This is a genomic window from Dactylosporangium sp. NPDC049140 (assembly GCF_040648435.1).
Genome location: NZ_JBEZDS010000065.1, coordinates 24,434 through 45,609 on the forward strand (window position 1 = coordinate 24,434; position 21,176 = coordinate 45,609).

General features: G+C 73.4%; 25 protein-coding genes. 11 read left to right on the forward strand and 14 right to left on the reverse strand.

The window, feature by feature from the left end:
• Window positions 1-16: 16 nt before the first annotated feature.
• Complete coding sequence (gene mug, locus AB0B76_RS52420; RefSeq protein ID WP_360391830.1) at window positions 17-598, forward strand: G/U mismatch-specific DNA glycosylase; 582 nt, start codon at window positions 17-19, stop codon at window positions 596-598.
• Window positions 595-765 (forward strand): hypothetical protein, encoded by a 171-nt coding sequence (locus tag AB0B76_RS52425; RefSeq protein ID WP_360391833.1) that lies wholly within the window; start codon window positions 595-597, stop codon window positions 763-765. Before mug ends, AB0B76_RS52425 begins: the two co-directional genes overlap by 4 nt.
• On the opposite strand, the gene AB0B76_RS52430 is transcribed toward AB0B76_RS52425, so the two are convergent.
• Genes AB0B76_RS52430 through AB0B76_RS52440 form a run of 3 tightly spaced genes read right to left on the reverse strand, consistent with a single transcriptional unit; the run spans window position 738 to window position 2,729 of the window.
• On the reverse strand, window positions 738-1,055 hold the full coding sequence (locus AB0B76_RS52430; RefSeq protein WP_360391836.1) for a hypothetical protein: 318 nt from the start codon (window positions 1,053-1,055) through the stop codon (window positions 738-740). The genes AB0B76_RS52425 and AB0B76_RS52430 overlap by 28 nt on opposite strands.
• A 10-nt stretch (window positions 1,056-1,065) precedes the next feature.
• Window positions 1,066-2,070 carry an S-adenosylmethionine:tRNA ribosyltransferase-isomerase gene (locus AB0B76_RS52435; RefSeq protein WP_360391839.1) on the reverse strand — a complete coding sequence of 335 codons (1,005 nt, stop codon included), beginning with the start codon at window positions 2,068-2,070 and terminating at the stop codon, window positions 1,066-1,068.
• The gene (locus AB0B76_RS52440) at window positions 2,067-2,729 is read right to left on the reverse strand and encodes an SDR family oxidoreductase (RefSeq protein ID WP_360391841.1); all 663 of its coding nucleotides are present in this window, start codon (window positions 2,727-2,729) and stop codon (window positions 2,067-2,069) included. Before AB0B76_RS52440 ends, AB0B76_RS52435 begins: the two co-directional genes overlap by 4 nt.
• A 103-nt stretch (window positions 2,730-2,832) precedes the next feature.
• Here AB0B76_RS52440 and AB0B76_RS52445 point away from each other — a divergent pair, with 103 nt between their 5' ends.
• Together AB0B76_RS52445 and AB0B76_RS52450 are read left to right on the forward strand one after the other, a co-directional pair.
• Window positions 2,833-3,957, forward strand: a complete 1,125-nt coding sequence (locus AB0B76_RS52445) for a GAF domain-containing sensor histidine kinase (protein ID WP_360391844.1) — start codon at window positions 2,833-2,835, stop codon at window positions 3,955-3,957.
• Complete coding sequence (locus AB0B76_RS52450; protein ID WP_360391846.1) at window positions 3,950-4,579, forward strand: response regulator transcription factor; 630 nt, start codon at window positions 3,950-3,952, stop codon at window positions 4,577-4,579. The genes AB0B76_RS52445 and AB0B76_RS52450 overlap by 8 nt, the downstream gene beginning before the upstream one ends.
• A 165-nt stretch (window positions 4,580-4,744) precedes the next feature.
• Here the strand turns inward: AB0B76_RS52450 and AB0B76_RS52455 are convergent, their stop codons facing one another.
• Window positions 4,745-6,046 (reverse strand): aspartate aminotransferase family protein, encoded by a 1,302-nt coding sequence (locus tag AB0B76_RS52455; RefSeq protein ID WP_360391849.1) that lies wholly within the window; start codon window positions 6,044-6,046, stop codon window positions 4,745-4,747.
• Between the two features lie 76 nt (window positions 6,047-6,122).
• Between AB0B76_RS52455 and AB0B76_RS52460 the strand changes: the two genes are divergently transcribed.
• Window positions 6,123-7,004 carry a LysR substrate-binding domain-containing protein gene (locus AB0B76_RS52460; protein ID WP_360391852.1) on the forward strand — a complete coding sequence of 294 codons (882 nt, stop codon included), beginning with the start codon at window positions 6,123-6,125 and terminating at the stop codon, window positions 7,002-7,004.
• Window position 7,005: 1 nt separating this feature from the next.
• On the opposite strand, the gene AB0B76_RS52465 is transcribed toward AB0B76_RS52460, so the two are convergent.
• The 3 genes from AB0B76_RS52465 to AB0B76_RS52475 all read right to left on the reverse strand — a co-directional run bounded on the left by AB0B76_RS52465 (window position 7,006) and on the right by AB0B76_RS52475 (window position 10,147).
• The gene (locus AB0B76_RS52465; RefSeq protein ID WP_360391855.1) at window positions 7,006-7,818 is read right to left on the reverse strand and encodes a DUF1028 domain-containing protein; all 813 of its coding nucleotides are present in this window, start codon (window positions 7,816-7,818) and stop codon (window positions 7,006-7,008) included.
• Window positions 7,819-8,864: 1,046 nt separating this feature from the next.
• Entirely contained in the window at window positions 8,865-9,425 is a 561-nt protein-coding gene (locus AB0B76_RS52470) for a hypothetical protein (protein WP_360391857.1), read from the reverse strand.
• Window positions 9,422-10,147, reverse strand: coding sequence for a TetR/AcrR family transcriptional regulator (locus AB0B76_RS52475; RefSeq protein ID WP_360391860.1), 726 nt, complete (start codon window positions 10,145-10,147; stop codon window positions 9,422-9,424). Before AB0B76_RS52475 ends, AB0B76_RS52470 begins: the two co-directional genes overlap by 4 nt.
• A 49-nt stretch (window positions 10,148-10,196) precedes the next feature.
• Between AB0B76_RS52475 and AB0B76_RS52480 the strand changes: the two genes are divergently transcribed.
• From AB0B76_RS52480 to AB0B76_RS52495, 4 genes are read left to right on the forward strand one after another with little or no spacing between them, the layout of a single operon-like run.
• Window positions 10,197-11,642 carry an MFS transporter gene (locus AB0B76_RS52480; protein WP_360391862.1) on the forward strand — a complete coding sequence of 482 codons (1,446 nt, stop codon included), beginning with the start codon at window positions 10,197-10,199 and terminating at the stop codon, window positions 11,640-11,642.
• Between the two features lie 48 nt (window positions 11,643-11,690).
• On the forward strand, window positions 11,691-12,164 hold the full coding sequence (locus AB0B76_RS52485; RefSeq protein ID WP_360391865.1) for a phage holin family protein: 474 nt from the start codon (window positions 11,691-11,693) through the stop codon (window positions 12,162-12,164).
• Entirely contained in the window at window positions 12,161-12,550 is a 390-nt protein-coding gene (locus AB0B76_RS52490; RefSeq protein ID WP_360391868.1) for a DUF3618 domain-containing protein, read from the forward strand. The genes AB0B76_RS52485 and AB0B76_RS52490 overlap by 4 nt, the downstream gene beginning before the upstream one ends.
• Complete coding sequence (locus AB0B76_RS52495) at window positions 12,551-12,817, forward strand: DUF4235 domain-containing protein (protein WP_360391871.1); 267 nt, start codon at window positions 12,551-12,553, stop codon at window positions 12,815-12,817.
• A 73-nt stretch (window positions 12,818-12,890) separates the two neighbouring features.
• Here AB0B76_RS52495 and xylB read toward each other — a convergent pair whose 3' ends face one another.
• The 3 genes from xylB to AB0B76_RS52510 all read right to left on the reverse strand — a co-directional run bounded on the left by xylB (window position 12,891) and on the right by AB0B76_RS52510 (window position 16,736).
• Window positions 12,891-14,282 (reverse strand): xylulokinase, encoded by a 1,392-nt coding sequence (gene xylB, locus AB0B76_RS52500; RefSeq protein ID WP_360391874.1) that lies wholly within the window; start codon window positions 14,280-14,282, stop codon window positions 12,891-12,893.
• Window positions 14,279-15,439 (reverse strand): xylose isomerase, encoded by a 1,161-nt coding sequence (gene xylA, locus AB0B76_RS52505; protein WP_360391877.1) that lies wholly within the window; start codon window positions 15,437-15,439, stop codon window positions 14,279-14,281. Before xylA ends, xylB begins: the two co-directional genes overlap by 4 nt.
• A 91-nt stretch (window positions 15,440-15,530) precedes the next feature.
• Window positions 15,531-16,736 carry an ROK family transcriptional regulator gene (locus tag AB0B76_RS52510; protein WP_360391880.1) on the reverse strand — a complete coding sequence of 402 codons (1,206 nt, stop codon included), beginning with the start codon at window positions 16,734-16,736 and terminating at the stop codon, window positions 15,531-15,533.
• Window positions 16,737-16,835: 99 nt separating this feature from the next.
• On the opposite strand from AB0B76_RS52510, the gene AB0B76_RS52515 reads away from it, so the two are divergent.
• Complete coding sequence (locus AB0B76_RS52515; RefSeq protein ID WP_360391883.1) at window positions 16,836-17,291, forward strand: Rrf2 family transcriptional regulator; 456 nt, start codon at window positions 16,836-16,838, stop codon at window positions 17,289-17,291.
• Between the two features lie 177 nt (window positions 17,292-17,468).
• Complete coding sequence (locus tag AB0B76_RS52520) at window positions 17,469-17,696, forward strand: hypothetical protein (RefSeq protein ID WP_360391885.1); 228 nt, start codon at window positions 17,469-17,471, stop codon at window positions 17,694-17,696.
• Between the two features lie 15 nt (window positions 17,697-17,711).
• Here the strand turns inward: AB0B76_RS52520 and AB0B76_RS52525 are convergent, their stop codons facing one another.
• The 4 genes from AB0B76_RS52525 to pyk all read right to left on the reverse strand — a co-directional run bounded on the left by AB0B76_RS52525 (window position 17,712) and on the right by pyk (window position 21,143).
• Window positions 17,712-18,221, reverse strand: a complete 510-nt coding sequence (locus AB0B76_RS52525) for an NAD(P)H-dependent oxidoreductase (RefSeq protein ID WP_360391887.1) — start codon at window positions 18,219-18,221, stop codon at window positions 17,712-17,714.
• Between the two features lie 123 nt (window positions 18,222-18,344).
• Window positions 18,345-18,800, reverse strand: a complete 456-nt coding sequence (locus AB0B76_RS52530; protein ID WP_360391890.1) for an Rrf2 family transcriptional regulator — start codon at window positions 18,798-18,800, stop codon at window positions 18,345-18,347.
• 4 nt (window positions 18,801-18,804) lie between these two features.
• Complete coding sequence (locus tag AB0B76_RS52535; protein WP_360391923.1) at window positions 18,805-19,674, reverse strand: acyl-CoA thioesterase II; 870 nt, start codon at window positions 19,672-19,674, stop codon at window positions 18,805-18,807.
• Between the two features lie 47 nt (window positions 19,675-19,721).
• Window positions 19,722-21,143, reverse strand: a complete 1,422-nt coding sequence (gene pyk, locus AB0B76_RS52540) for a pyruvate kinase (protein ID WP_360391892.1) — start codon at window positions 21,141-21,143, stop codon at window positions 19,722-19,724.
• Window positions 21,144-21,176 lie beyond the last annotated feature (33 nt).

Here is a 21,176-nt window from a genome sequence, read left to right on the forward strand (position 1 = left end):
TGGCATGCTTGTCCGCATGCCGTCGCCCGTGAACCGCCACGCACCCGCCCGCGTGCGCTTCACGCGCGACGAGCTCCTGGCCGCCGCGGACCGCCTGCTGCCCGACGTCATCGCCCCGGGCCTCGACGTCCTGCTGTGCGGCATCAACCCGGGCCTGTGGTCGGCGGCGAGCGGCCACCACTTCGCCCGCCCGGGCAACCGCTTCTGGCCGGCCCTGCACCGGTCCGGCTTCACCCCGCGGCAGCTGCGCCCGGACGAGCAGCACCTCCTGCCGGGCTGGGGCCTGGGCATCACGAACCTGGCCGCCCGCGCGACGGCCCGGGCGGACGAGCTGACCCGCGAGGAGCTGACCGCGGGCGGCACTCTCCTGCGCGCGAAGGTGGCCGAGTACGCGCCGCGCTGGCTGGCCGTCCTGGGCGTGACCGCGTTCCGGGTCGCCTTCGGCACCCAGGCGGCGAAGGTCGGCCCGCAGGACTCGGACGCCCTGCTGCCGACGCGGCTGTGGATCCTGCCGAACCCGAGCGGCCTGAACGCCCACTACCAGCTGCCGGCCCTGGCCGCCGAGTTCGCCCGCCTCCGCGAGGCCGCGGGGCGATGACCGCGCTCCCGGAGGCTGACTGCTTCCTGCACCCCGATGCGGTCGCCGGCGTGGTCACCGGCGACGACTGGCGCCGTCCGGAGCTGCAGGCGCGCTACGGCGGGCACTGGGTCCCGGCGCTGCTGGCGAGGATCCGGGCTCAGGACAGCTCGGACGGCGGGTCGTAGCGGGCGACGCGCTCGGCCAGCAGGCGGCCGAAGACGCCGCTCGGGCGGCCGCAGTCGGCGCAGACGAAGTTGTCGTCCAGGCGCGGGCCGCCGCAGTGGTCGCAGGGGCCGCGGTCGCGCGGGTCGGCGTAGGAGCGCAGCGCCTCCGCGAGGGCCTTCGCGACCGGCGCGCGCAGGGCGATGACCTGCTCGCCGACGCGCACCTCGGCCACCGCCGGGCCCGGGGCGGGGTCGTACACGTCGATGCGCTCGTTGAACTCCCGCAGGGCCCGCGCCACCAGATCGTCCACCCGCACGACCCTACGGCAGGAGGAGGTTCACGTCGCCGAACTCGTGCCACAGGTAGCCCTCGCGCACGGCCGCGTCGTACGCGGCGGCCAGCACCGGCGGCGCGGCCACCGCGGCCAGCAGGTCGAGGTGCGACGCGCGCGGCTCGTGGAAGCCCGTCAGCAGGCCGTCGACGACCGTGACGCCGCGGGACGGGGTGATGACGAGGTCCGTGTACCCCTCGCGCGCCACGACCCGGCCCGACGGCGCGACCGCGCTCTCCAGGGCCCGCACCGCCGTGGTGCCGACGGCGATGATGCGCGCGCCCGCCGCCCGGGCGTCGTTGACCAGGCGGGCCGTGGCGGGCGGGACGGAGTACCACTCCTCGTAGGGTCGCTCGTGCGCCTCCGGCGAGGCGACCCCGGTGTGCAGCAGCAGCGGCGCGAACTGCACGCCCCCGGCGACCAGGCGGGTCACGACCCGCTCGCTGAACGGCCGCGCGGCCGAGGGCATCTCGGCGCTGCCGGGCTCGCGGGCGAACACGGTCTGGTACGCCGACAGCGGCCACCGCCGCCGCACGTACGCGTAGCGGATCGGCTCGCCGTACCGGCGCAGGAACTCGGGCACCGGCACCGGCGTTCGCACGGTCGCGACCCACAGCCGCCCGCGCGTGTAGGGCTCCTCCAGCGTGACGCTCGCCCCGCCGGGCAGCCGCAGCTCGCCGGGGGCGCCGGGGTGCGGGCGCCGGTCGGGGCCGCGCACCTCGACGACCCAGCGCCCGTCGGGCCGGTGGGTCGAGAAGTGCAGGCTCAGCGGTACCCCCGAAACGCGCACCGCCGCCGCCAGCGTCCCGGACGTGTTGACGACCAGCACGTCGCCGGCGCGCAGCAGCCCGGGCAGCTCGGTGAACCGGTGGTGGGCGACGCCGGCCGGCGACGCGACGAGCAGCCGCACCTCGTCACGGGCCAGGCCGCGCGCCTCCGGGGGCTCGCGCGCCTCCAGCTCGGCCGGGAGCGCGAAGTCGAGCACGGCGGTCACAGCTTGACCCGGCCCGACTCGGGCCGCGCCGCGAGCAGCCGCAGGAACGCGGGCGTCACGGACTCGGGCGGCGGCCGGTCGCCGATGTCCTCGTCCGGGAACGCCTCCTGGTGCATCTGCGTGCGCAGGTCGCCGGGGTCGACCCACCACACGCGCAGCTTCGGCTCCTCGGCCGCCAGCACGTGGCTGAGCTGCTCGACGGCGGCCTTGGCCGCGCCGTACCCGCCCCAGCCCGGGTACGCGCCCGTGGCCGCGTCCGAGCTGATGTTCACCACCGCCCCGCCGTGGTCGCGCAGCGCGGGCAGGGCGAGCTGGGTGAGGGCGAGCGGCGCGACCAGGTTGACCTCGAGCACGTCGCGCAGGGCGCTGTGCGGGTAGTCGGCCAGCGCCGGCTGCGGGCTCGGCCCGAGGATGCCCGCGTTGTTCACGAGCAGGTCGAGCCGGCCCGTCTCCAGCGCGGTCTCGACGAGCAGAGCCCGGTGCCAGGAGTCGGTGACGTCGCCGGGGATCGCCCTGATGTTCGGGTGGCCGGCCGGCTCTACCGGTTCTAGGGTCCGCCCGTCGCCGATGACGGTCCAGCCGGCCCCGGCGAGCGCCTCGGCGAGCGCCTTGCCCAGGCCGCGGGAGACCCCGGTGACGATGGCGGTTCTGGTGTCCATGACTTCGACGCTAAGAAGCGCACGGCCGCGTGCCATCGGGCGGCGGACGGGGGCGCGCCTAGGTCCATGGTCCTAAGACCCTGGCGTCGGTACCTTGGGGAGCGTGGCCGGATGCGATCGGGAAGAGCTGCGCGAGGTGAGCGCCGCGGTGCTGGCCGTCACCGCGCACCGCTCGGTGCGCGAGGTCCTGCAGACGATCGTCTCGGCCGCGCGGCGGCTGCTCGACGCCGAGTACGCCGCGCTGGGCATCCCCGACGAGCTCGGTTCGTTCCGGGAGTTCCTGGCCGACGGCCTCAGCGACGAACAGTGGCGGCGCATCGGCCCGATCCCCCGCCAGCACGGCCTGCTGGGCGCGATGCTGCGCGACCCGAGCCCGGTCCGCTCGGCCGACATCCGCACCCACCCGCGCTTCGAGGGCTACCCCGCGGCCCACCCGGAGATGGTCGACTTCCTCGGTATGCCCATTGTGGACGGTGTCGAGATCCTCGGCGAGCTGTTCCTGGCCAACAAGCGCGGCGGCGCGTTCGACGCCGACGACGAGGAGCTGCTGAAGCTGCTCGCCGCGCACGCGGCCATCGCGATCGTCAACGCCCGCCTCTACGAGCGCGGCCGCGAACTGTCCATCGTGGAGGAACGGCAGCGGATCGCCCGCGAGCTGCACGACGCCGTCACCCAGAAGCTGTTCAGCCTCCGGCTCACCGTGGACGCCGCGGCCGCGCTGGTCGGGCGCGACCCGGCCCGCGCCGCCGCCGAGCTCGACGTGGTGCGCCGCCTGGCCGCGGAGGCCACCGCCGAGCTGAAGTCCATCGTGGTCGGCCTGAGCCCGGTCGACCTCGCCGGCGACGGCCTGGCCCCCGCCCTGCGCCGCCAGGCCGAGCTGCTCGACCGCGTCCACGCGGCCGAGGTCTCCTTCACCGCCGACGCGGTGCCGCGGTTGCCGGCGGCACGCGAGGAGGCGGCGTACCGCGTGGCCCAGGAGGCCCTGCACAACGCCCTGCGGCACGCGGCCGCCGCCCACGTAGCCGTGCAACTGCGCCGCGCGGGCCCGGGCGTGGTGCTGACCGTCGCCGACGACGGCCGCGGCTTCGACCCGCGCGGCGACCTGCCCCGCCCGCGGCTGGGCCTGGCCTCGATGCGCGAGCGCGCCCGCGCGGCCGGCGGCCGCCTCCTGATCCGCTCCACGCCGGGCGCGGGCACGACGGTGACGATGGAGGTGCCGGGTGCCTGAGACCGTCCGGGTCCTCGTGGTCGACGATCATCCGGTGGTACGCCAGGGGCTGCGCACCTTCCTCGACGTGCAGGACGACATCGAGGTCGTGGGCGAAGCTTTCGACAGCAAGTCGTGCGTGGCGGAGGCGGCCCGCACCGACCCGGACGTGATCCTGCTGGACCTGCGCATGCCGGGCGGCGACGGCGTGTCGGCCCTGCACGAACTGGCCGCGGCCCACACCCGGGCGCGGGTGCTGGTCATCACGAGCTTCACCGAGCCCTCAGCGGTCCTACCGGCCGTGCGCGCGGGCGCGGCCGGCTACGTCTACAAGGACGTGGACCCGCCCGCCCTGGCCGCCGCGATCCGCGCCGTGCACGCCGGCCACATCCTGCTCCACCCCGACGTGGCCCGCCTGCTGACCGAGGGCGCACCACCCCCGGATGCGGCCCACCTGACGGCGAGGGAGCGCGAGGTCCTGGCGGAGGTGGCCCGGGGCCGCTCGAACCGCGAGATCGCGCGCAACCTGGGCCTGGCCGAGAAGACGGTCAAGACGCACGTGAGCGCAATCCTGACCAAGCTGGGCGTACAGGACCGGACGCAGGCGGCCCTGTACGCAGTGCGCAACGAGCTGTTCTCCTAGCTCGCTCCGCTCGCGTTGGGGGAGCTTCGCTCCACCCAAACCCCCTCAAAATCCCCGCCATCGCACTCGAGTCACAACAGGCGCCGAAGCGGCGGCGGCTCCGAAAAGTCGGGCGCTCCGCGCCGCGACTTTTCGGATTTTTCGCCCGTCGGGGTATTCGCCCGTTCAGCGGCTTTCGCCGAGGGCCTCGTCCAGGATGGCCAGGCCCCGGTCGATCTCCTCGTCGGTGCTCGTCAGCGGCGGCGCGATCCGGAACGTGCCGCCCATTCCCTTGAGCTGCACCACGTTCATGTGCAGGCCCAGCTCCAGGCACCGCCGCGTGACCTCGGCCCCCAGCTTGTCCGCGCCGGTCTTGGCCGCGCGGTCGGTCACGAGCTCGAGGCCCTGCAGCAGCCCGCGCCCGCGTACGTCGCCGACCGCATCGTGCCGGCTCCGCAGCTCGAGCAGGCCCCGCCGCAGCCGCTCCCCCAGCTCGGCCGCGCGCCGGTCGAGGCCGTCGCGCTCGATGATGTCGAGCACCGTGAGCCCGACCGCGGCGGGCAACGGATCGCTGACGTGTGTGGTGTAGAACAGGAACCCGCGCTCGTACGCCCTCTGCTCGATCTCCTCCGTGGTCACCACGGCCGCCAGGGGAAGGCCCGCACCGAGCGTCTTCGACAGCGTGAGGATGTCGGGCACGACGCCGTCGCGCTCGAACGCGTACCACATCCCGGTTCGCCCGAGGCCGGTCTGGGCCTCGTCGAGAATGAGCAGCATGCCCCGCTCACGGCACTTGGCCTGCAGCGCCGCCAGGTAGCCGGCGGGGGGCTCGATGACCCCGCCGGAGCTCAGGATCGGCTCGACGAGGCAGGCGGCCGGCGCCCCGGACGACTGCGCGTCGAAGAGCGCGAACGCGTGGTCGAGCTGGCGCCGCCAGTCCAGCGTGCCGTCGGGGAGGGTGAAGTCGGGGCGGTACGAGTCCGGCGCCGGGATCGCGAAGTTGCCCGGCGCCGGCGGCCCGTAGCCACGGCGCCCGGCGCTGTAGGTGGCCCCGGCCGCCGCCTGGGTCATGCCGTGCCAGGAGCGGGCGAAGGAGACGATCTCGTACCCGCCGGTGACGAGCTTCGCCATGCGCACGGCCGCCTCGTTGGACTCGGCGCCGGTCGTGAGCAGCAGTACCTTCGACAGCTCCGGCGCCTCCGCGCGGTGCAGCGACTCGGCCAGCCGGCGCGACAGGTCCACGACGGGCCGGGAGAGCATGCCGCTGAAGAGGTGGTCGAGCTCGCCGATCTGCCGCCGTACCGTCGCCACGATCTCCGGATGCGAGTGCCCCAGGATCCCGCTCATCTGCCCCGACGTGAAGTCGAGGATGCGCCGCCCGTCCTCGGTGAAGACGTGGCTGCCCTCGGCGCGCACGATGATCTCCGGGGTGAACGCCCCGCCGTACCGCACGACATGCCGCTCGGCATCGCTCCAGAAGTCCGCCATGACCTGACGCTACGGCCCGCACTATGTTCACTTCCAGCTCACAATCTCGCACAGCTTGTTCGGAGGCGGCGAACACATGCTCGATCCGTGGCGCCTGAAGCTGCTCGGCGACCTGGCCGCGCTCGGCACCGTGCGCGCCGTGGCCCAGGCCGCCCACCTGAGCCCCTCGACCGTCTCCCAGCAGCTCGCGGTGCTGGAGCGGGAGGCCGGCGCCCGCCTGTTCGAGCGGGCCGGCCGCCGCCTGCGGCTCACCGACGCGGGCCAGACCCTGGCCCGGCACGCCCGCACGATCCTCGACCAGATGGAGACCGCGCGCGCCGAGCTCGCCGGCGACGCCTCCGCGCCGGCCGGCCGCGTGACGATCGGCGCGTTCACGAGCGCGGCGAACACGTTCGTCCTGGCCGCCATCCGCCGCCTGCGCGCCGAGACCCCGCGCCTGCGCATCGACATCCGGGAGCTCGACCCGACCGAGAGCGTGCCGGCCCTGCGCCGCGGCGCGTGCGACATCGCCGTGACCGCCGACCTGTTCGACGGCACCGCCCCGGTCGACGAGGAGATCCGGCACACCCCGCTGGGGACCGACCCGGTGGTTCTCGTCACCGCTTCGGGCGCGGGCGCGGGCCCGGTCGATCTGGCCTCGTACGCCGGCGCTCTCTGGTCCGCGGAGCGCCCGGGCACGTGGACGCACGATCTCATCACGCGGGCGTGCCGGCGGGCGGGCTTCGAGCCGGACGTGACGGCGCTCTTCGCCTCGTACGGCCCGCTCCTGGCCCACGTCGAGGCCGGCCTCTCGGTGACGCTGCTGCCTGGCCTGGCCGTGGACCCGCGCTACGACGTGACCGCGCACCCTTTGCACGAGCCGCTGGAGCGCCGCATCACCGCGGCCGTCCGAGCATCGGCGGCGAACCGCCCGGCGATCGCCACGACCCTGGCCGCCCTGCGCGAGGCCGCCGGATGACCTACGGCTTGGGGGCGCGCAACTGCTCCAGCACCAGCGGGTCGATCGAGCCGGCCACCATGCGCTCCTCGAGGTTCTCGACCCCGGCCCAGGCGTCGAGGGAGTCGTACCCGAGCGCCGCCAGCCGCTCCCCGACCTCGACCGCGAGAGGGCCGTCCAGGGGTAGCAGGGTGGCGGGGTCGGGCTTGCCGAAGTACAACTCCCAGAGGTCTATGAGCCCGCCCATCCGCCCGACCGGATCGGGGTCGTCGTCCACGCGGAGGTCGACCTCGGTATCGCTCATGCCCCCGTACCCGGCCCCGCGCCGCACGGTGAACAGCGCCGCACTCTGCCGCCCGCGACTGTCCCCACCGGCGGCGTCCCCGGCGACGAGCGCCGCGTAGAGCCGGCGCGGCAGCGACAGCCCCGCCGAGCCGAGCCACGCGCGCTCCATCTCGGCCACGACCTCGGCCCCGGCGAGAATGTTCCCCTGGATCGCGTACCCGTCCCCGGCCACGCCCCCGGCCCACGAGAAGCACTCGTCCCCGGTGAAGGTCGCCCCGTCCCCGTCCGGCCCGACGACCCCGAGCTGCCGGTGCGCCCGCCCGGCGTCGGCGGCGGTGAGCCCGGCAATGACGTCTCCGGCGGCGGTTCCGGTCCGCAGCAACGCCAGCCCCTGCACCCGGTACGCCAGGTTCGCGAACGCCTGCGTAGCAAGCCCCCCGACCCCGGCCTCGGCGGCGGGCACAGCGGCCCCGACGGCGAGGAACTTGCTGGCCACCGCGACCCCGAGGGACAGCCCGTCTTCGGAGCGCCCAACGATCGAGAACGTCATGCGCACACGGTACGGCAATCCTTCACTCCGGCAATATTGCCGCCATGCAATCAGAATCGGCCCTAGGCTAATCGGTCGGCGGAAGGCATTCTTCTCCGATTCGGTGGAGCGGGAATTCGGAGATTACGGCGGCGTGCACAATGCACAGGCCGGCGCGGGCTCCGGTTGATTGTTCCGCGCCTTGACGAATCGACGGGGCCGTGCGCTCGTGACGCCGGCGCGGCGCGGTTTTGCCGTTTGGGGCCGGCCAGGTCGGCGCGGTCCATGCTGCGCCGCGGCTCGGGACCATCGTCATTGTCGGCGACGGCCCGCTCGACGGGGTGCCCATCCGGCAGGGCGGGACTTCCGGGCTGCTCAACCCGCGAAACGGGCGAAGTGGACCGAGCGGGCGGAACCACCGGGACCGGCGCCGCCGCACATGCGACCTGCTCAACCCGCGGAACCAGCGGGACGGGACATTCGACCTGCTCAACCGACGAAACCGGCCCGCCGGACGCAACGGCAGCCGCCCGCTGCTCGTAGTTCGCCTTCGCCTCCGCCGCCCGCCGCGCAAAGCTCGCATACCCCGCCGCCTCACTGCCATATTCCCGCCGAAGCTTCTCCGCATACCGACGCTTCAGCCCCCAGTAGCGACGCTCCTCGCATTCCCGCCGAAACGCATCTTGAGAAGGCGACCAATTCCGCGCCCGAGTCCGATCCCGCATAGCAGCCACTTGCGCCCGACTGAACAACGATATCTGCCCCACCACCCCACAATTATCCCAACCACTCCCGAACCTCGCCGCCCCACTTCATATAGCGCACAAATCCGGGACCACCGAATGACGACCCGCACGAACCCGCCGGCAAACCACGACCAAGAGGAATAACCGCACGCAACAACGAACAGCGACCACGCTTACACATTGCGGGAGCGCAAGCTCCCGCCACCATCGGCCGAGCGTCGTCGGACAGCCCCAAAGTCCAGGTAAGCCGACATATACCCCGTCAGGCGAAAAATCCGTTATGTCGCGGCGCGCCAGCGCCCGACATAACGCCCAGCCACCTCAAGAACCCGAAGGCAGCGCTCCCGGCGGCTGCGACAAGCACACAAAAGGCCCCCGAACCCCAGCACTGAATCGCTCCGCCGCGCGTAAGGCCGTCTCGACCCGCCGCTGCGGCGCCATCCGCGACTGCGCCGTCGCGAACAGCGCGCCCAGCGCGATCTCGTCCCCCACGCCGACCGCCGCGTACCCGTCCGCCGCCTCGGCCACCTGGTAGTCGTCGTGCACGGTGAAGAGGCGGCCCTTCACGCCGACGAGGAAGGTGCCGCCCTCCTCCCGCTCGCTGTCGCGCCGCGCCCAGCCGCCCGCCTTGAGGCAGTCGCGCACCGTGTCGATGAAACGGGTGGCCATGAAGCGCTCGATGTCGCCGACCGGCTTCGGGGGCTTGAGGGAGTACCGAATCAGCTGCCCCATGCGGAAAGACGTGGTGAACCCGAAGAGGTAGCCGTTGTTGTGGAACACCTTCGAGTCGGCGCGAACGGTCAGGCTCCAGCCCGACGCGCCCGCCGAGTCGCCGCCGATGTAGACGGTGCCCTGGTGGACCAGGCCGACGATCGCGGTCACCGGTCACCGTCCCCGGCGCCGGCGTAGCGGGCGAGGCCGTCCACCATGAGGTCGATCGCGAACTGGAAGCGCTCGTCGCCGCTGCCCTCGATCATCGTCGGGGCCAGCGCCACGAGGTTGGGGAACTCGTCGGCGGGGAGGGCCGCGAGGTAGTCGCGGACCTGGTGCAGGTACGGCTCCGCCTCGGCCTCGGTGCGCCGGCCCAGCTCGGCGTGGATGGACTGCTCGACGGCGTCGGCGATGATGATCATTGACATCTGGTCCATGGACCAGGCGCAGACGCGGTCCGGGATGCCGGCGCCGCGCAGGAGGGCCAGCAGGGCCTCGGTGTACCGCAGCGAGTTGGGGCCGGTCGGGATGTTCGCCCGCGCGACGCGCACGAGGTCGCGGTGCGAGCAGAAGACGTTGCGGCTGGCGAAGCAGGTGCGCCGCACCTCGGCCGTCCAGTCGGGGGCGTCCGCGCGCGGCAGCGGGATCTCGCCGACCACGCGGTCGAGGAGCTGCTCGAGGAGCTCGTCCTTGTTGGCGAAGTACGCGTACAGCGACGCCGCCCCCGTGCCCAGCTCCTGCGCCACCCGCCGCATGCTCAGCGCGTCGAGCCCGTCGCGGTCGACGAGGCGCAGTGCCGTGCTCAGCACCGCCTCCGCGCTCAGGGGCTGGCGGGCGGCCGGGGGCTTCTTCGGCGCCCGCCACGGTGGGGCGGGAATGGCGGCAGCTGGCACCCGCCAATCCTACTTGACACGAACGGTGTTCGTAAGTAGAACGATGTTCGTGAGAAACGAACAGCGTTCCAACCCCTGGGTCGTCCTCGCCGTCGTGCTGGCGGCCGAGGTCATGGACCTTCTCGACGCGACGATCATCGCCATCGCCGGGCCGTCCATCCGCGCGGACCTGGGCGGCGGTACCGCCTTCCTGCAGTGGCTCGCGGCCGGGTACACCCTCGCCTTCGCCGTCGGCCTCGTCACCGGCGGCCGGCTCGGCGACATCTTCGGGCGCCGTCCCATGTTCCTGGCCGGCGCGGCCGGATTCACGCTCATGTCGCTGCTCTGCGCGGTCGCGCCCGGGCCGGCCTGGCTTGTCGCGTTCCGGGTCCTGCAGGGCCTCTGCGGCGCCGTGCTCATCCCGCAGGGGCTCGGCCTGATCAAGGCCGCGTTCCCGGCCGAGAAACTCGGCGCCGCGTTCGCCGCGTTCGGCCCGGTCATGGGGCTCTCCGCGGTCTGCGGCCCGATCCTGGCCGGCGTACTCGTCGACGCCGACCTGTTCGGCACCGGCTGGCGCATGATCTTCCTGATCAACCTGCCGGTCGGCCTCGCCGCGCTGGTCGGGGCCGCGCTCGTGCTGCCCCGCACCGGCGAGCGCGACCCGGGCCTGCGCCTGGACCTGCCCGGCACGGCGCTGCTCGGCGGCGCGCTGCTGCTGCTCGTCTTCCCGCTGGTCCAGGGGCGCGAGCTGGGCTGGCCGGGGTGGTGCTGGGCCGCGATGGCCGCCTCCGCGCCCGGCCTGTGGCTGTTCCGCCGCTACGAGCAGGGCCGCGTGCGGGCCGGGCGGAGCCCGCTGGTCGAGCCCTCCCTGCTGGCCAAGCAGCGCTTCAACGCCGGGCTCGTGGTCGGGCTGATCTTCTTCGCCGGGCTCATGGGGCTGTCGCTCATCATCAGCGTGTACCTCCAGATCGGTCTCGGCTTCAGCCCGCTGCGCGCCGGCCTCACCCAGGCCCCCTGGGCGTTCGGCACCGCCTTGGGCGCGGTCGCCGCCCACGGGCTGAGCGCGCGCCTCGGCGGGCGGAAGGTGCTCGTCGGCGGTACCGGCGTCGTCGCGCTCGGCGTCGCCGGGCTCCTCGTCACCCTCGCGGCCACCGGGGGCTCGGCCTCGCCCTGGCCGCTGCTGCCCGCGCTGCTGGTGCTCGGGACCGGGATGGGGGCCTCGATGGCGCCGTACTTCGACATCGTCCTGGCCGCCGTCGACGAGCACGAGGTCGGCTCGGCCTCCGGCACCCTGACCGCCGCCCAGCAGGTCGGCGGCGCGATCGGGGTCGCCGTGCTCGGCACCGCGTTCTTCTCCTGGGGCGGCCGCGGCTTCACCGGCTCGCTCGAGCGCGTGCTGTGGCTCGAGCTCGGGCTGCTCGCTCTGGCCGCCGCGCTGTGCTTCCTACTGCCCGCAAGGGCACGGGAGGAGCCTGAAGAGGTGGATGAGGCGGCCGTGGCAACCGTTGCGGGTTAACCACCCCGAAGGCTGGGCATCAGGTTGGTACGGGCGAGAGGAGAAGCCATGACGTCCACCCTGGAGAACCGCCCGGCCGTGGCGCCGCGCGTGCAGAACCCGATCACCGGTACGACCACCCACACAGGCGATCGGTCCACGGCCGAGCTCGTGAAGCTCGCCGCCGAGCAGATCTCCACGCTGGTGCGCGACGAGTTGAAGCTGGCCCAGATCGAGCTCACCGCGAAGGGCAAGCGGGCCGGCCTCGGGGTCGGGATGTTCGGCGGGGCCGGGGTCATCGCGATGTACGGCGTCGGCGCCCTGCTGGCCGCACTCATCATCGGCCTGGCCGCGGTGATGCCGGCCTGGCTCGCCGCGCTGATCGTCGGCGTGGCGCTGTTCATCGTCGCGGGCGTGCTCGCGCTGGTGGGCAAGGGCCAGGTGAAGCGGGCCGTGCCGGCGATGCCGGAGGAGACGGTCGCGGGCGTGAAGGCCGACATCGACACCATCACCAGCTCGGTGAAGCACGGGGGCCACAAATGACGGCGACCGAATCGCACAGTGCCAACGGGCACAGCCAGGCCGCCGACCCGGACGCGCTGCGGGCCGAGATCGCCCGTACCCGCGCCGGGCTCGGCGAGACCGTCGAGGCCCTCGCGACCAGGGCCGACGTGAAGACGCGGGCCCAGGAGGCGATGCACTCCTCGGTCGAGACCGCGAAGCTGCGCATGCGCGAGGGTGTCGAGCAGATGGCGGTCAACGCCGCCTACGCGCGCCGCGAGCTGCGCATGCACCCGCGCCTGACGGTGCAGACCGGGATGCGCCGGATGCTCGACTCGGCGCGGGAGCGGCCGGCCCCGTGGGTCGTCGGCTCCGCCCTGCTGGTGCTGGCGGCGCTGGTCGGCTTCCGCAACCGGCGGGAGTACTGAATGAACAAGCTGCTGTACAAGCCGTTCAGCATCGCCTTCAGCGTGGCGGGCGGCATCGCGGCGGGGGTCGTGTTCAAGCAGATCTGGAAGCGCCTGTCCGGCGAGGAGGACGCGCCCGAGGCGACCTCGCGGGAGTACGGCTGGGGCGAGGTCCTGGCCGCCGCGGCGCTGCAGGGAGCGGTCTTCGCCGTGGTGAAGGCCGCCATCGACCGGGGCGGGGCGGAGGGCGTGCGCCGGCTCACCGGCGACTGGCCCGACGACCACTGAGCGACGGCATCGACGCACACCAGCGCCGGGGATGAAACCCCCGGCGCTGGCGCGTGTCCAAAAGCAAGCGTGCCTAACGCAGGAGCGCCTGCGCCCGGTCGCGCACATCCGTGTACACCTTCCGGACCCCCTCGGCGGGACCGGCCGGCACCTCGGCCGCGGACACCGGCCACGCCGGCGCCTCCGGTGTGCCGCGCAGGGCCCAGGCCGCCTGGCGGGCCGCGCCGAGCGCGACGTACTCCGCCGGCTCCGGCACGCTGACCGGCACCCCGAGCAGGCCCGGCGCGATCGCCCGGACCGCCGGCGAGGCCGCGGCGCCGCCGATGAGCAGCACCCGCTCGACCGGCACGCCCAGCGCGCGGACCGCGTCGAGGCCGTCGGCGAGCCCGCACAGCATGCCCTCGTACGCGGCCCGGGCCAGGTTCGCCGGCCCGGCGTTGGCCCGCGTGAGCCCGTTGAGCAGTCCGCGCGCGTCGGGCAGGTTGGGCGTGCGCTCGCCGTCGAGGTACGGCAACAGCGTCAGCCCGCCCGCCCCCGGCTCGGCCGAAAGCGCGAGCTCGTCCAGTGTGGACAGTGTCACGCCGAGCAGGCCCGCCACCGCGGTGAGCACGCGGGCCGCGTTCAGCGTGGCGACGAGCGGCAGGTGCCGCCCGCTCGCGTCGGCGAACCCGGCCACCGTCCCGCTCGGGTCGGTGACGGGCGTCGCGCTGACCCCGAACACGGTGCCGGAGGTGCCCAGGGAGACCACGAGGTCGCCCGGGCGCAGGCCCAGGCCGAGCCCGGCGGCCATGTTGTCGCCGGTGCCCGGGGCGAGCAGCGCCCCGTCCGCGGTCTCGCCGACGACCTCGGCCGGCCCGGCGACCCGGGGCAGCCGCAGGTCGCGGCCGAACGCGAGCCGGACCAGGTCCGGGCGGTACTCCCCCGTCGCCGGCGACCAGTACCCGGTCCCGGAGGCGTCGCCGCGGTCCGTCGTCTGCTCTCGGGAGCTCGCGTTCAGCCGATGCGTGATCCAGTCGTGCGGCAGCACCACCGACGCGGCGCGCGCCGCGACGTCGGGCTCGTGCTGGGCGACCCACCGCAGCTTGGTGACGGTGAAGCTGGCCACCGGCACCAGCCCGACGGCCTCGGCCCAGTCGGCCGCCCCGCCGGGCAGCTCGGCGATGAGGTCCGCGGCCGCGCCGGCGGAGCGGGTGTCGTTCCACAGCAGCGCGTCACGCACCACCTCGCCGGCCTCGTCGAGCAGCACCATGCCGTGCTGCTGCCCGCCGACGCCGATCGCCGCGACCCCGTCCAGCAGGCCGCCGGCGGTCGCCTCGCCGAACGCGGCCCACCAGTGCGCGGGCGCGACCTCGGTCCCGTCGGGGTGCCCGGCGCGGCCCTCCCGCACGACCGCGCCGGTGTCCGCGTCGCAGACCAGCACCTTCGTCGACTGGGTGGAGGTGTCCACCCCGGCGACGAGTGTCATGAACGAACTCCGAGGAGGTGCTCCATCGCAAGCTGGTCGAGCACCTCGAACGCGCCACCGCGCGCGGCCAGCTTGTCGACGTCGAACTCCTCGGCGCGCAGCGAGGCGATGGTCTCGCCCTCGGCCAGGGTCGGCTGCGACAGCTCGTCGACGCGCGCCTCCGCCAGGGCCGCGGCCACGTCCGGGTCGGCGCGGAAGGAGCGGACCCGCTCGCGCAGGATCAGGTAGTTGCGCATGCAGGCACGCGCGGTCTCCCAGACGCCGTCGTAGTCCTCGGTGCGCGGGGGCTTGTAGTCGAAGTGCCGGAAGCCGGTGTACCCGCCGGTCTCCAGCACGTCCACGGTCCAGAACGCGCCGCGCAGGTTGCCCGCCCCGAAGCGCAGGTCCTGGTCGAACCGGGGCCCGTGCTGGCCGTTGAGGTCGATGTGGAACAGCTTGCCGTGCCACAGCGCCTGCGCGATACCGTGCGCGAAGTTCAGGCCGGCCATCTCCTCGTGGCCCACCTCGGGGTTGAGGCCCACACGGTCGGGCTCGTCGAGGGCCGCGATGAGCGCGAGGGCGTGCCCGATCGTGGGCAGGAGGATGTCGCCACGGGGCTCGTTGGGCTTGGGCTCGAGGGCGAAGCGGATGTCGTACCCCTGCTCGCGCACGTACTGGCAGAGCAGGTTGAGGCCCTCGCGGTACCGGTCCAGCGCCGCCGCCACGTCCTTGGCCCCGCCGGACTCGGCGCCCTCGCGGCCGCCCCAGAGCACGTAGGTCTCGGCGCCCAGCTCGGCGGCGAGGTCGATGTTGCGCAGCACCTTCTTGATGGCGAAGCGCCGCACCGCACGGTCGTTCGACGTGAAGCCGCCGTCCTTGAAGATCGGGTGGCTGAACAGGTTGGTGGTGACCATCTCCACCCGGACGCCGGTCTCGCTCAGCGCCTCCTTGAAGCGCCCGATGAGCTTGTCGCGGGTCGCGTCGTCGCTGCCGAACGGGAACAGGTCGTCGTCGTGGAACGTGACCGCGGCGGCGCCGAGGTCCGAGAGGCGGTGCACGGCCTCCACGGAGTCCAGCGGGGCGCGGGTCGGGCCGCCGAAGACGTCCTGGGCCTGCCAGCCGACGGTCCACAGGCCGAAGCTGAACTTGTCTTCGCGCGTGGGCTGGAAATCAGTCATGAGGTACCTCTTCGCGGGGTGTGTTGGCGGTTGCAGGCCACACGTTACGCTGCGGGCGGAGGTTTGTTCAAGATAAGAACTAACCTCCTTTTCAAGCGCGGAAGACGACCCGGTAGTACGTCTCCGAGTGCTGCAGGGCCAGCAGTACCGCGCCCCTGACCTCCGCGTCCGGGCCCAGCTTGGAGGCCCGGATCTCGACCCCGCGCAGGGCCGGGGCGAGCGTGTGCCGGGCCGCGGCCGCGCGCAGCGGCTCGAGCAGCAGGTCGCCGATGGCCGCGAGGCCGCCCCCGACAACGACGAGCGCCGGGTTGTACGCGTTGATGAGCCACGATGCCGCCAGCCCGAGGTGCTCGCCGACCTCCTCGATGACCCCCCGGGCCACCGCGTCGCCGTTGTGCGCGGCCGCGGTCACCTCGCGGGCGTCGAGCCCGTCCAGCCCGGCCCGCCGCGCCGCGCGCACGATCGCCGGCCCCGACGCGAGCGTCTCCAGGCAGCCGATCTTGCCGCAGTTGCAGGGCTCGGCGTTGCCCGGCACCGCGTTGTGCCCGATCTCGCCCGCGGTGCCGCCGACCCCGTGGAAGACCCGGCCGTCGGACAGTATGCCGGCGGAAAGACCGGTCCCGGTGTACAGCAGCGCAAGGTCGCCCACCCGCTCCCCCGCACCCTCCAGGTTCTCGGCCACGGCGGCGGCCTGCCCGGCGTTGTGCACGTAGACGGGGGCGTCGTGCAGCGCGGCCGCGAGCAGGTCGCGCACCGGCACGTCGCGCCAGCCGAGGTTGGGGGCGAGCAGGCACACGCCGGCGTGGAAGTCCGTCAGCCCCGGCAGCACGGCCCCGACCGCGGCGATCTTCGCGCCCTTCAGCCCGGCCCCGGCGATGGCGTGCAGGGCCTCCGCGGCGACCTGCCGCAGGACCTCGGCCGGGGCCGTCCCCAGGGCGGGGGTGGCCAGCTCGCTCCGCACGATCTCCTCGCCCGTGGCGTCGCCGATCGCGATGGTGGTGCGCCGGGCCCCGATGTGTACCCCGACGACGAGCAGCGAGCGCGCGTTGAACTCGAGCAGGATCGGCGGCCGCCCGCCGCTGACCGCGGTCGAGCCCGGCCCGAGCTCGCGCACCAGGCCCTCGGCGATGAGCTCGTCGACGATCGCCGAGACCGTGGGCTTGGCCAGCGTCGTGGAGCGCGCGATGCTGGCCCGGGAGACCGGCCCGCCCTCCTTGACCAGGGCGAGCACGAGCGAGCGGTTGACCTCGCGCATGACGTTGTGGTCGGCGCCCCGCCGCGGCTCATCTGATCGCATAATCCGACAACGCTACCCCGGCGATCACGCGGGAACGGGCACCCTACATTGGTACCGGACAACCTATGCCACCAGCCCGGCCGGAAAGGCAGGCTTTCGATGCACATCTCGGCGCGCGGAGATTATGCGGTTCGCGCCTCCCTCGGGCTCGCTTCGGCGTACCCGGCGGTGGTCTCGGCCGCCGGACTGGCCGACGAGCAGGAAATGCCGCGCAAGTTCCTGGAGGCGGTCCTCGGCGACCTGCGGCGCGCAGGCCTGGTCCGCGGCCAGCGCGGCGTCGACGGCGGCTACGTGCTCACCCGCCAGCCCTCGGAGATCATGGTCGGCGACGTGCTGCGCGCGGTCGACGGCCCGCTCGCCGAGGTGCGCGGCGTACGCCCGGAGGAGGCGATGTACTCCGGCACGGCCGAACACCTGCAGCAGCTCTGGGTCGCCGTGCGCGCCGCGGTGCGCAACGTGCTCGACGAGGTGAGCCTGGCCGACGTGGTGCGCGGCCGCATGCCCGCCCATGTACGCCGCCTGACCACTCCCCCGGCGGCCTGGCAGCCTCGTTAGCTCGCTCCGCTCACGGCGGGCCACACCCCATCAAGATCCGCACCGGCGCGCCCGAGCGACGAACAGGCCGCGCGGACGAGGCCGGCCGCCGGGTCCTGCACGACCGTCATGAAACGGCCCCGGTCGTTTCGCGGCTTTCCCGGATCTTGCCGCGCCGCGGGTCCTACGCTCGGAATCATGTCGACAAAAGCGCACGACCCCTACCTGCAGGCGGCCGAGGGCTTCCTGCACAGCATCCGCGCCGAGCTGGACATGGCCGACGACCTCGAGATGGACCGGACGCTACGGGTCACGCAGACGTACGCGCTGCTGAGCATCGCCCGCTCGCTCAACGAACTCGCCGAGCGCGGCGCCCCCGAGGAGGCGGGCTCACTGCTGACCACCGCGGCGGCCTTGAACAACTGACGCGCGGGCGCGCGGTCAGCTCGCCTCGGTCGCGACGGTGCTGAACCCGGCGGCGATGGAGTCGACGTAGGCCGCCGCCGCTGCGCCCGCGTTGGCCAGCTCGCCCTCGATCACGGCCAGGCCCGGCTCGACCGGCACCGCCCCCAGCTCGCCGAGCAGCTCCCGCAGGTTGCGCTGGGCCGCGTCCGCCTGCGGCTGCACCCCGGCCGTGACCACGGTGACGGCCGCGATGTCCTGGAGGCCGCCGGCCGGCAGCTGGTCGAGCAGCACCTTGAGCACGCCCGTGTAACTTCCCTTGTACGTCGGCGTGGCCACCACGAGCACGCTGGCCCTCCGCAGCGCCGCCACCGCGTCGGCGACGGCCCCGTCACCGGGCTGGAGCAGCCGGACCCCGAGGTCCCCGACGTCGACGGTACGCGGCGCCGCCAGCCCGAGCCGCGCGGCCAGCGCCCCGCCGACCTCCTCGGCCAGGTGCAGCGTCCGCGAGTGGGGGCGGGGGTTTCCGGAAACCACGACGATCGTCACGCCGCCGATCCTATCTACTATTTTTCCGATAGGAAATAGCGGGTGCGCTGGCACCGCCCCCGGACGCCGGGATTTCTGGCGGGAGCGGCGGTCCGCAGCTGACGCGGACCCGAGCAAGAATCATCAGACCCAGGCGCGCGGATCGGCGACGAGGTCCCGGACGCGTTCGGGCAGTTCGCCCGTCACCACGTCCTCGATCGTCACCGTCTCGAGGATCAGCCGCTCGTTGGCGCGCAGCGCGATCCACACGTCCTGCAGGGCCTGCGCGGCGCCGTGGTAGCCGAGCTCCTCCGGGCGCTGGCCGCGCACGTTGGCGAGGGGGCCGTCGATGACCCGGATGATCTCGGCCAGGGAGATCTCGGCGGCCGGGCGGGCCAGCCGGTAGCCACCCTCGGGGCCGCGCTGGGCGACCACGACGCCGCCGCGGCGCAGCTGCAGCAGGATGCTCTCCAGAAACTTCGGTGGGATCTGCTGCGCCGACGCCAGACGGTCGGCCGTCACCAGCTTGGCGTCGGCCGAAGTCGCCGCCAGCTCCGCCACCGCGCGCAGCGCGTAGTCCACTCGGGCCGAAAGCCGCATAAGCTCATCCTCCCACGCGGCGCAACAGGCCCTCCTGCACGGCGGTGGCGATGTGCCGGCCGTCCAGGGTGAACATGCGCCCGGTGGCCAGGCCGCGGGCCCCCGACGCGGACGGGCTCACGCAGTCGTAGAGGAACCACTCGTCGGCGCGGAAGGGCCGGTGGAACCACATCGCGTGGTCCAGGCTCGCCCCGACGAAGCCGCCGGGGCCCCACACGGCGCCGTGGGCCGACAGGACCGAGTCGAGCAGGGTCAGGTCCGAGGCGAAGGTGAGCACGCAGGTGTGCAGGACCGGGTCGTCGGGCAGCTTGCCGGCCAGGCGCATCCATACGCGCTGGCGGGGCTCGGCGGGGCGGTCGCCCGCGGGGACCCAGCCGGGCTCGCCGACGTAGCGCACGTCGATGGGGCGGGGCACGACCGCCCAGATGCCGGCGCGCTCCTCGTACTTCGCCAGCCGCTCCGCCATCGTCGGGACCTCGTCCGGCGGCGGGACGTCGGCGGGGGCGGGCTCGGCGTGGTCCAGGCCCTCCTCCGGGTGGTGGAAGGAGGCGGACATGAAGAAGATCACCTTGCCGTGCTGCTCCGCGACCGACCGGCGCACCGAGAAGGAGCGCCCGTCGCGGATGTTTTCCACGGTGTACGTGATCGGGACGCTCGGATCCCCCGGCCGCACGAAGTACCCGTGCAGCGAGTGCACCTGCCGCTCCCGGTCGACGGTGCGCCCGGCGGCGACGAGGGCCTGCCCGGCCACCTGGCCGCCGAATACACGCTGGGGGCCGTCCGGCGGGCTGCTGCCCAGGAACCGGTCGTCCCCCAGTGCCTCGAGATCCAGGAGGCGGACGAGCCCGTCCACCGCGTCCTGCCCGCTCACCAGTTCGGTCACACGGACAATTTACGCATCAACGGGCCCGCCCGGTCCGTTCAGACCTGTGAGAGTGCTCCCAGCTGGTGAACGCGGAGCGTGTTCGTCGAGCCCGGGGTGCCGGGCGGGGAGCCGGCGACGATTACCACGTCGTCGCCGGGCGAGAGCCACGGCAGGCCGACGAGGGCCAGGTCGACCTGCATGAACATCTCGTCCGTGTGCTCCACGAACGGCACGTCGAAGGTCTGCACGCCCCAGCTGAGGGTGAGCTGGTTACGCACCGTGGGCTCCGGGGTGAAGGCCAGCAGCGGCAGCTCGCAGTGCAGGCGGGCCAGGCGGCGCACGGTGTCGCCGGTCTGGGAGAACGCGACAAGCGCCTTCGCGCCGATGTTGCGCGCGATGTTGGACGCGGCCGAGGTCAGCGCGCCGCCCCGGGTGCGCGGGTCGTGCTGCAGGCGGGGCACGGTGAGCGCGCCGCCCTCGGTGGTCGCGACGATGCGGGCCATCGTGGAGACCGTCAGGATGGGGTACTTCCCGACGCTGGTCTCGCCCGACAGCATGACGGCGTCGGCGCCGTCGAGGACCGCGTTGGCCACGTCGGATGCCTCCGCGCGGGTCGGCCGCGCGTTCTCGATCATCGAGTCGAGCATCTGGGTCGCGACGATGACCGGCTTGGCCTGCTCGCGGCAGAGCTGCACCGCGCGCTTCTGCACCAGGGGCACCTGCTCCAGGGGCATCTCCACGCCGAGGTCACCGCGGGCGACCATGACGCCGTCGAACGCGTTGACGATGGCCTCGAGCGCGGCGACCGCCTCGGGCTTCTCGACCTTGGCGATGACCGGGCGGCGGATGCCCTCCTCCGCCATGATCTCGTGGACGAGCTTGATGTCGTCCGGCGAGCGCACGAAGGACAGCGCGATCCAGTCCGCGCCGAGGCGCAGCGCGAAGCGCAGGTCCTCGGCGTCCTTCTCCGACAGCGCGGGCACGCTCACGGCCACGTTCGGCAGCGAGACGCCCTTGTTGTTGGAGACCATGCCGCCCTCGGTGACGAGGACGGTGATGTCGTTGCCTTCGACGGCGGTCACCTCGACGGCGACCTTGCCGTCGTCGATGAGCAGCCGGTCGCCGGCCTTGACTTCCTGCGGGAGCTTCTTGTACGTGCACGAGACCCGCTCGGCGGTGCCGACGATCTCGTCACTGGTGATGACGGCCGTGAACCCGGCCGCCCATTCGTGCGGTCCGTCCGCGAAGCGGCCGAGACGGATCTTCGGACCCTGAAGGTCCGCGAGGATGCCCACGGGGCGACCGGCGCCGATGGCGGCCTCCCGAACAAGGTTGTACACCGAGGCGTGGTCCTCGTGGCTACCGTGGCTGAAGTTGAGCCGCGCGACGTCCATACCGGCGTCGACAAGGCCACGGAGCCGCTCGGCCGACGAAGTGGCCGGGCCGAGCGTACAGACGATTTTGGCGCGTCGAGTCACACCGTTGAGGCTAGCTCCTCCTTCACGGGGCGT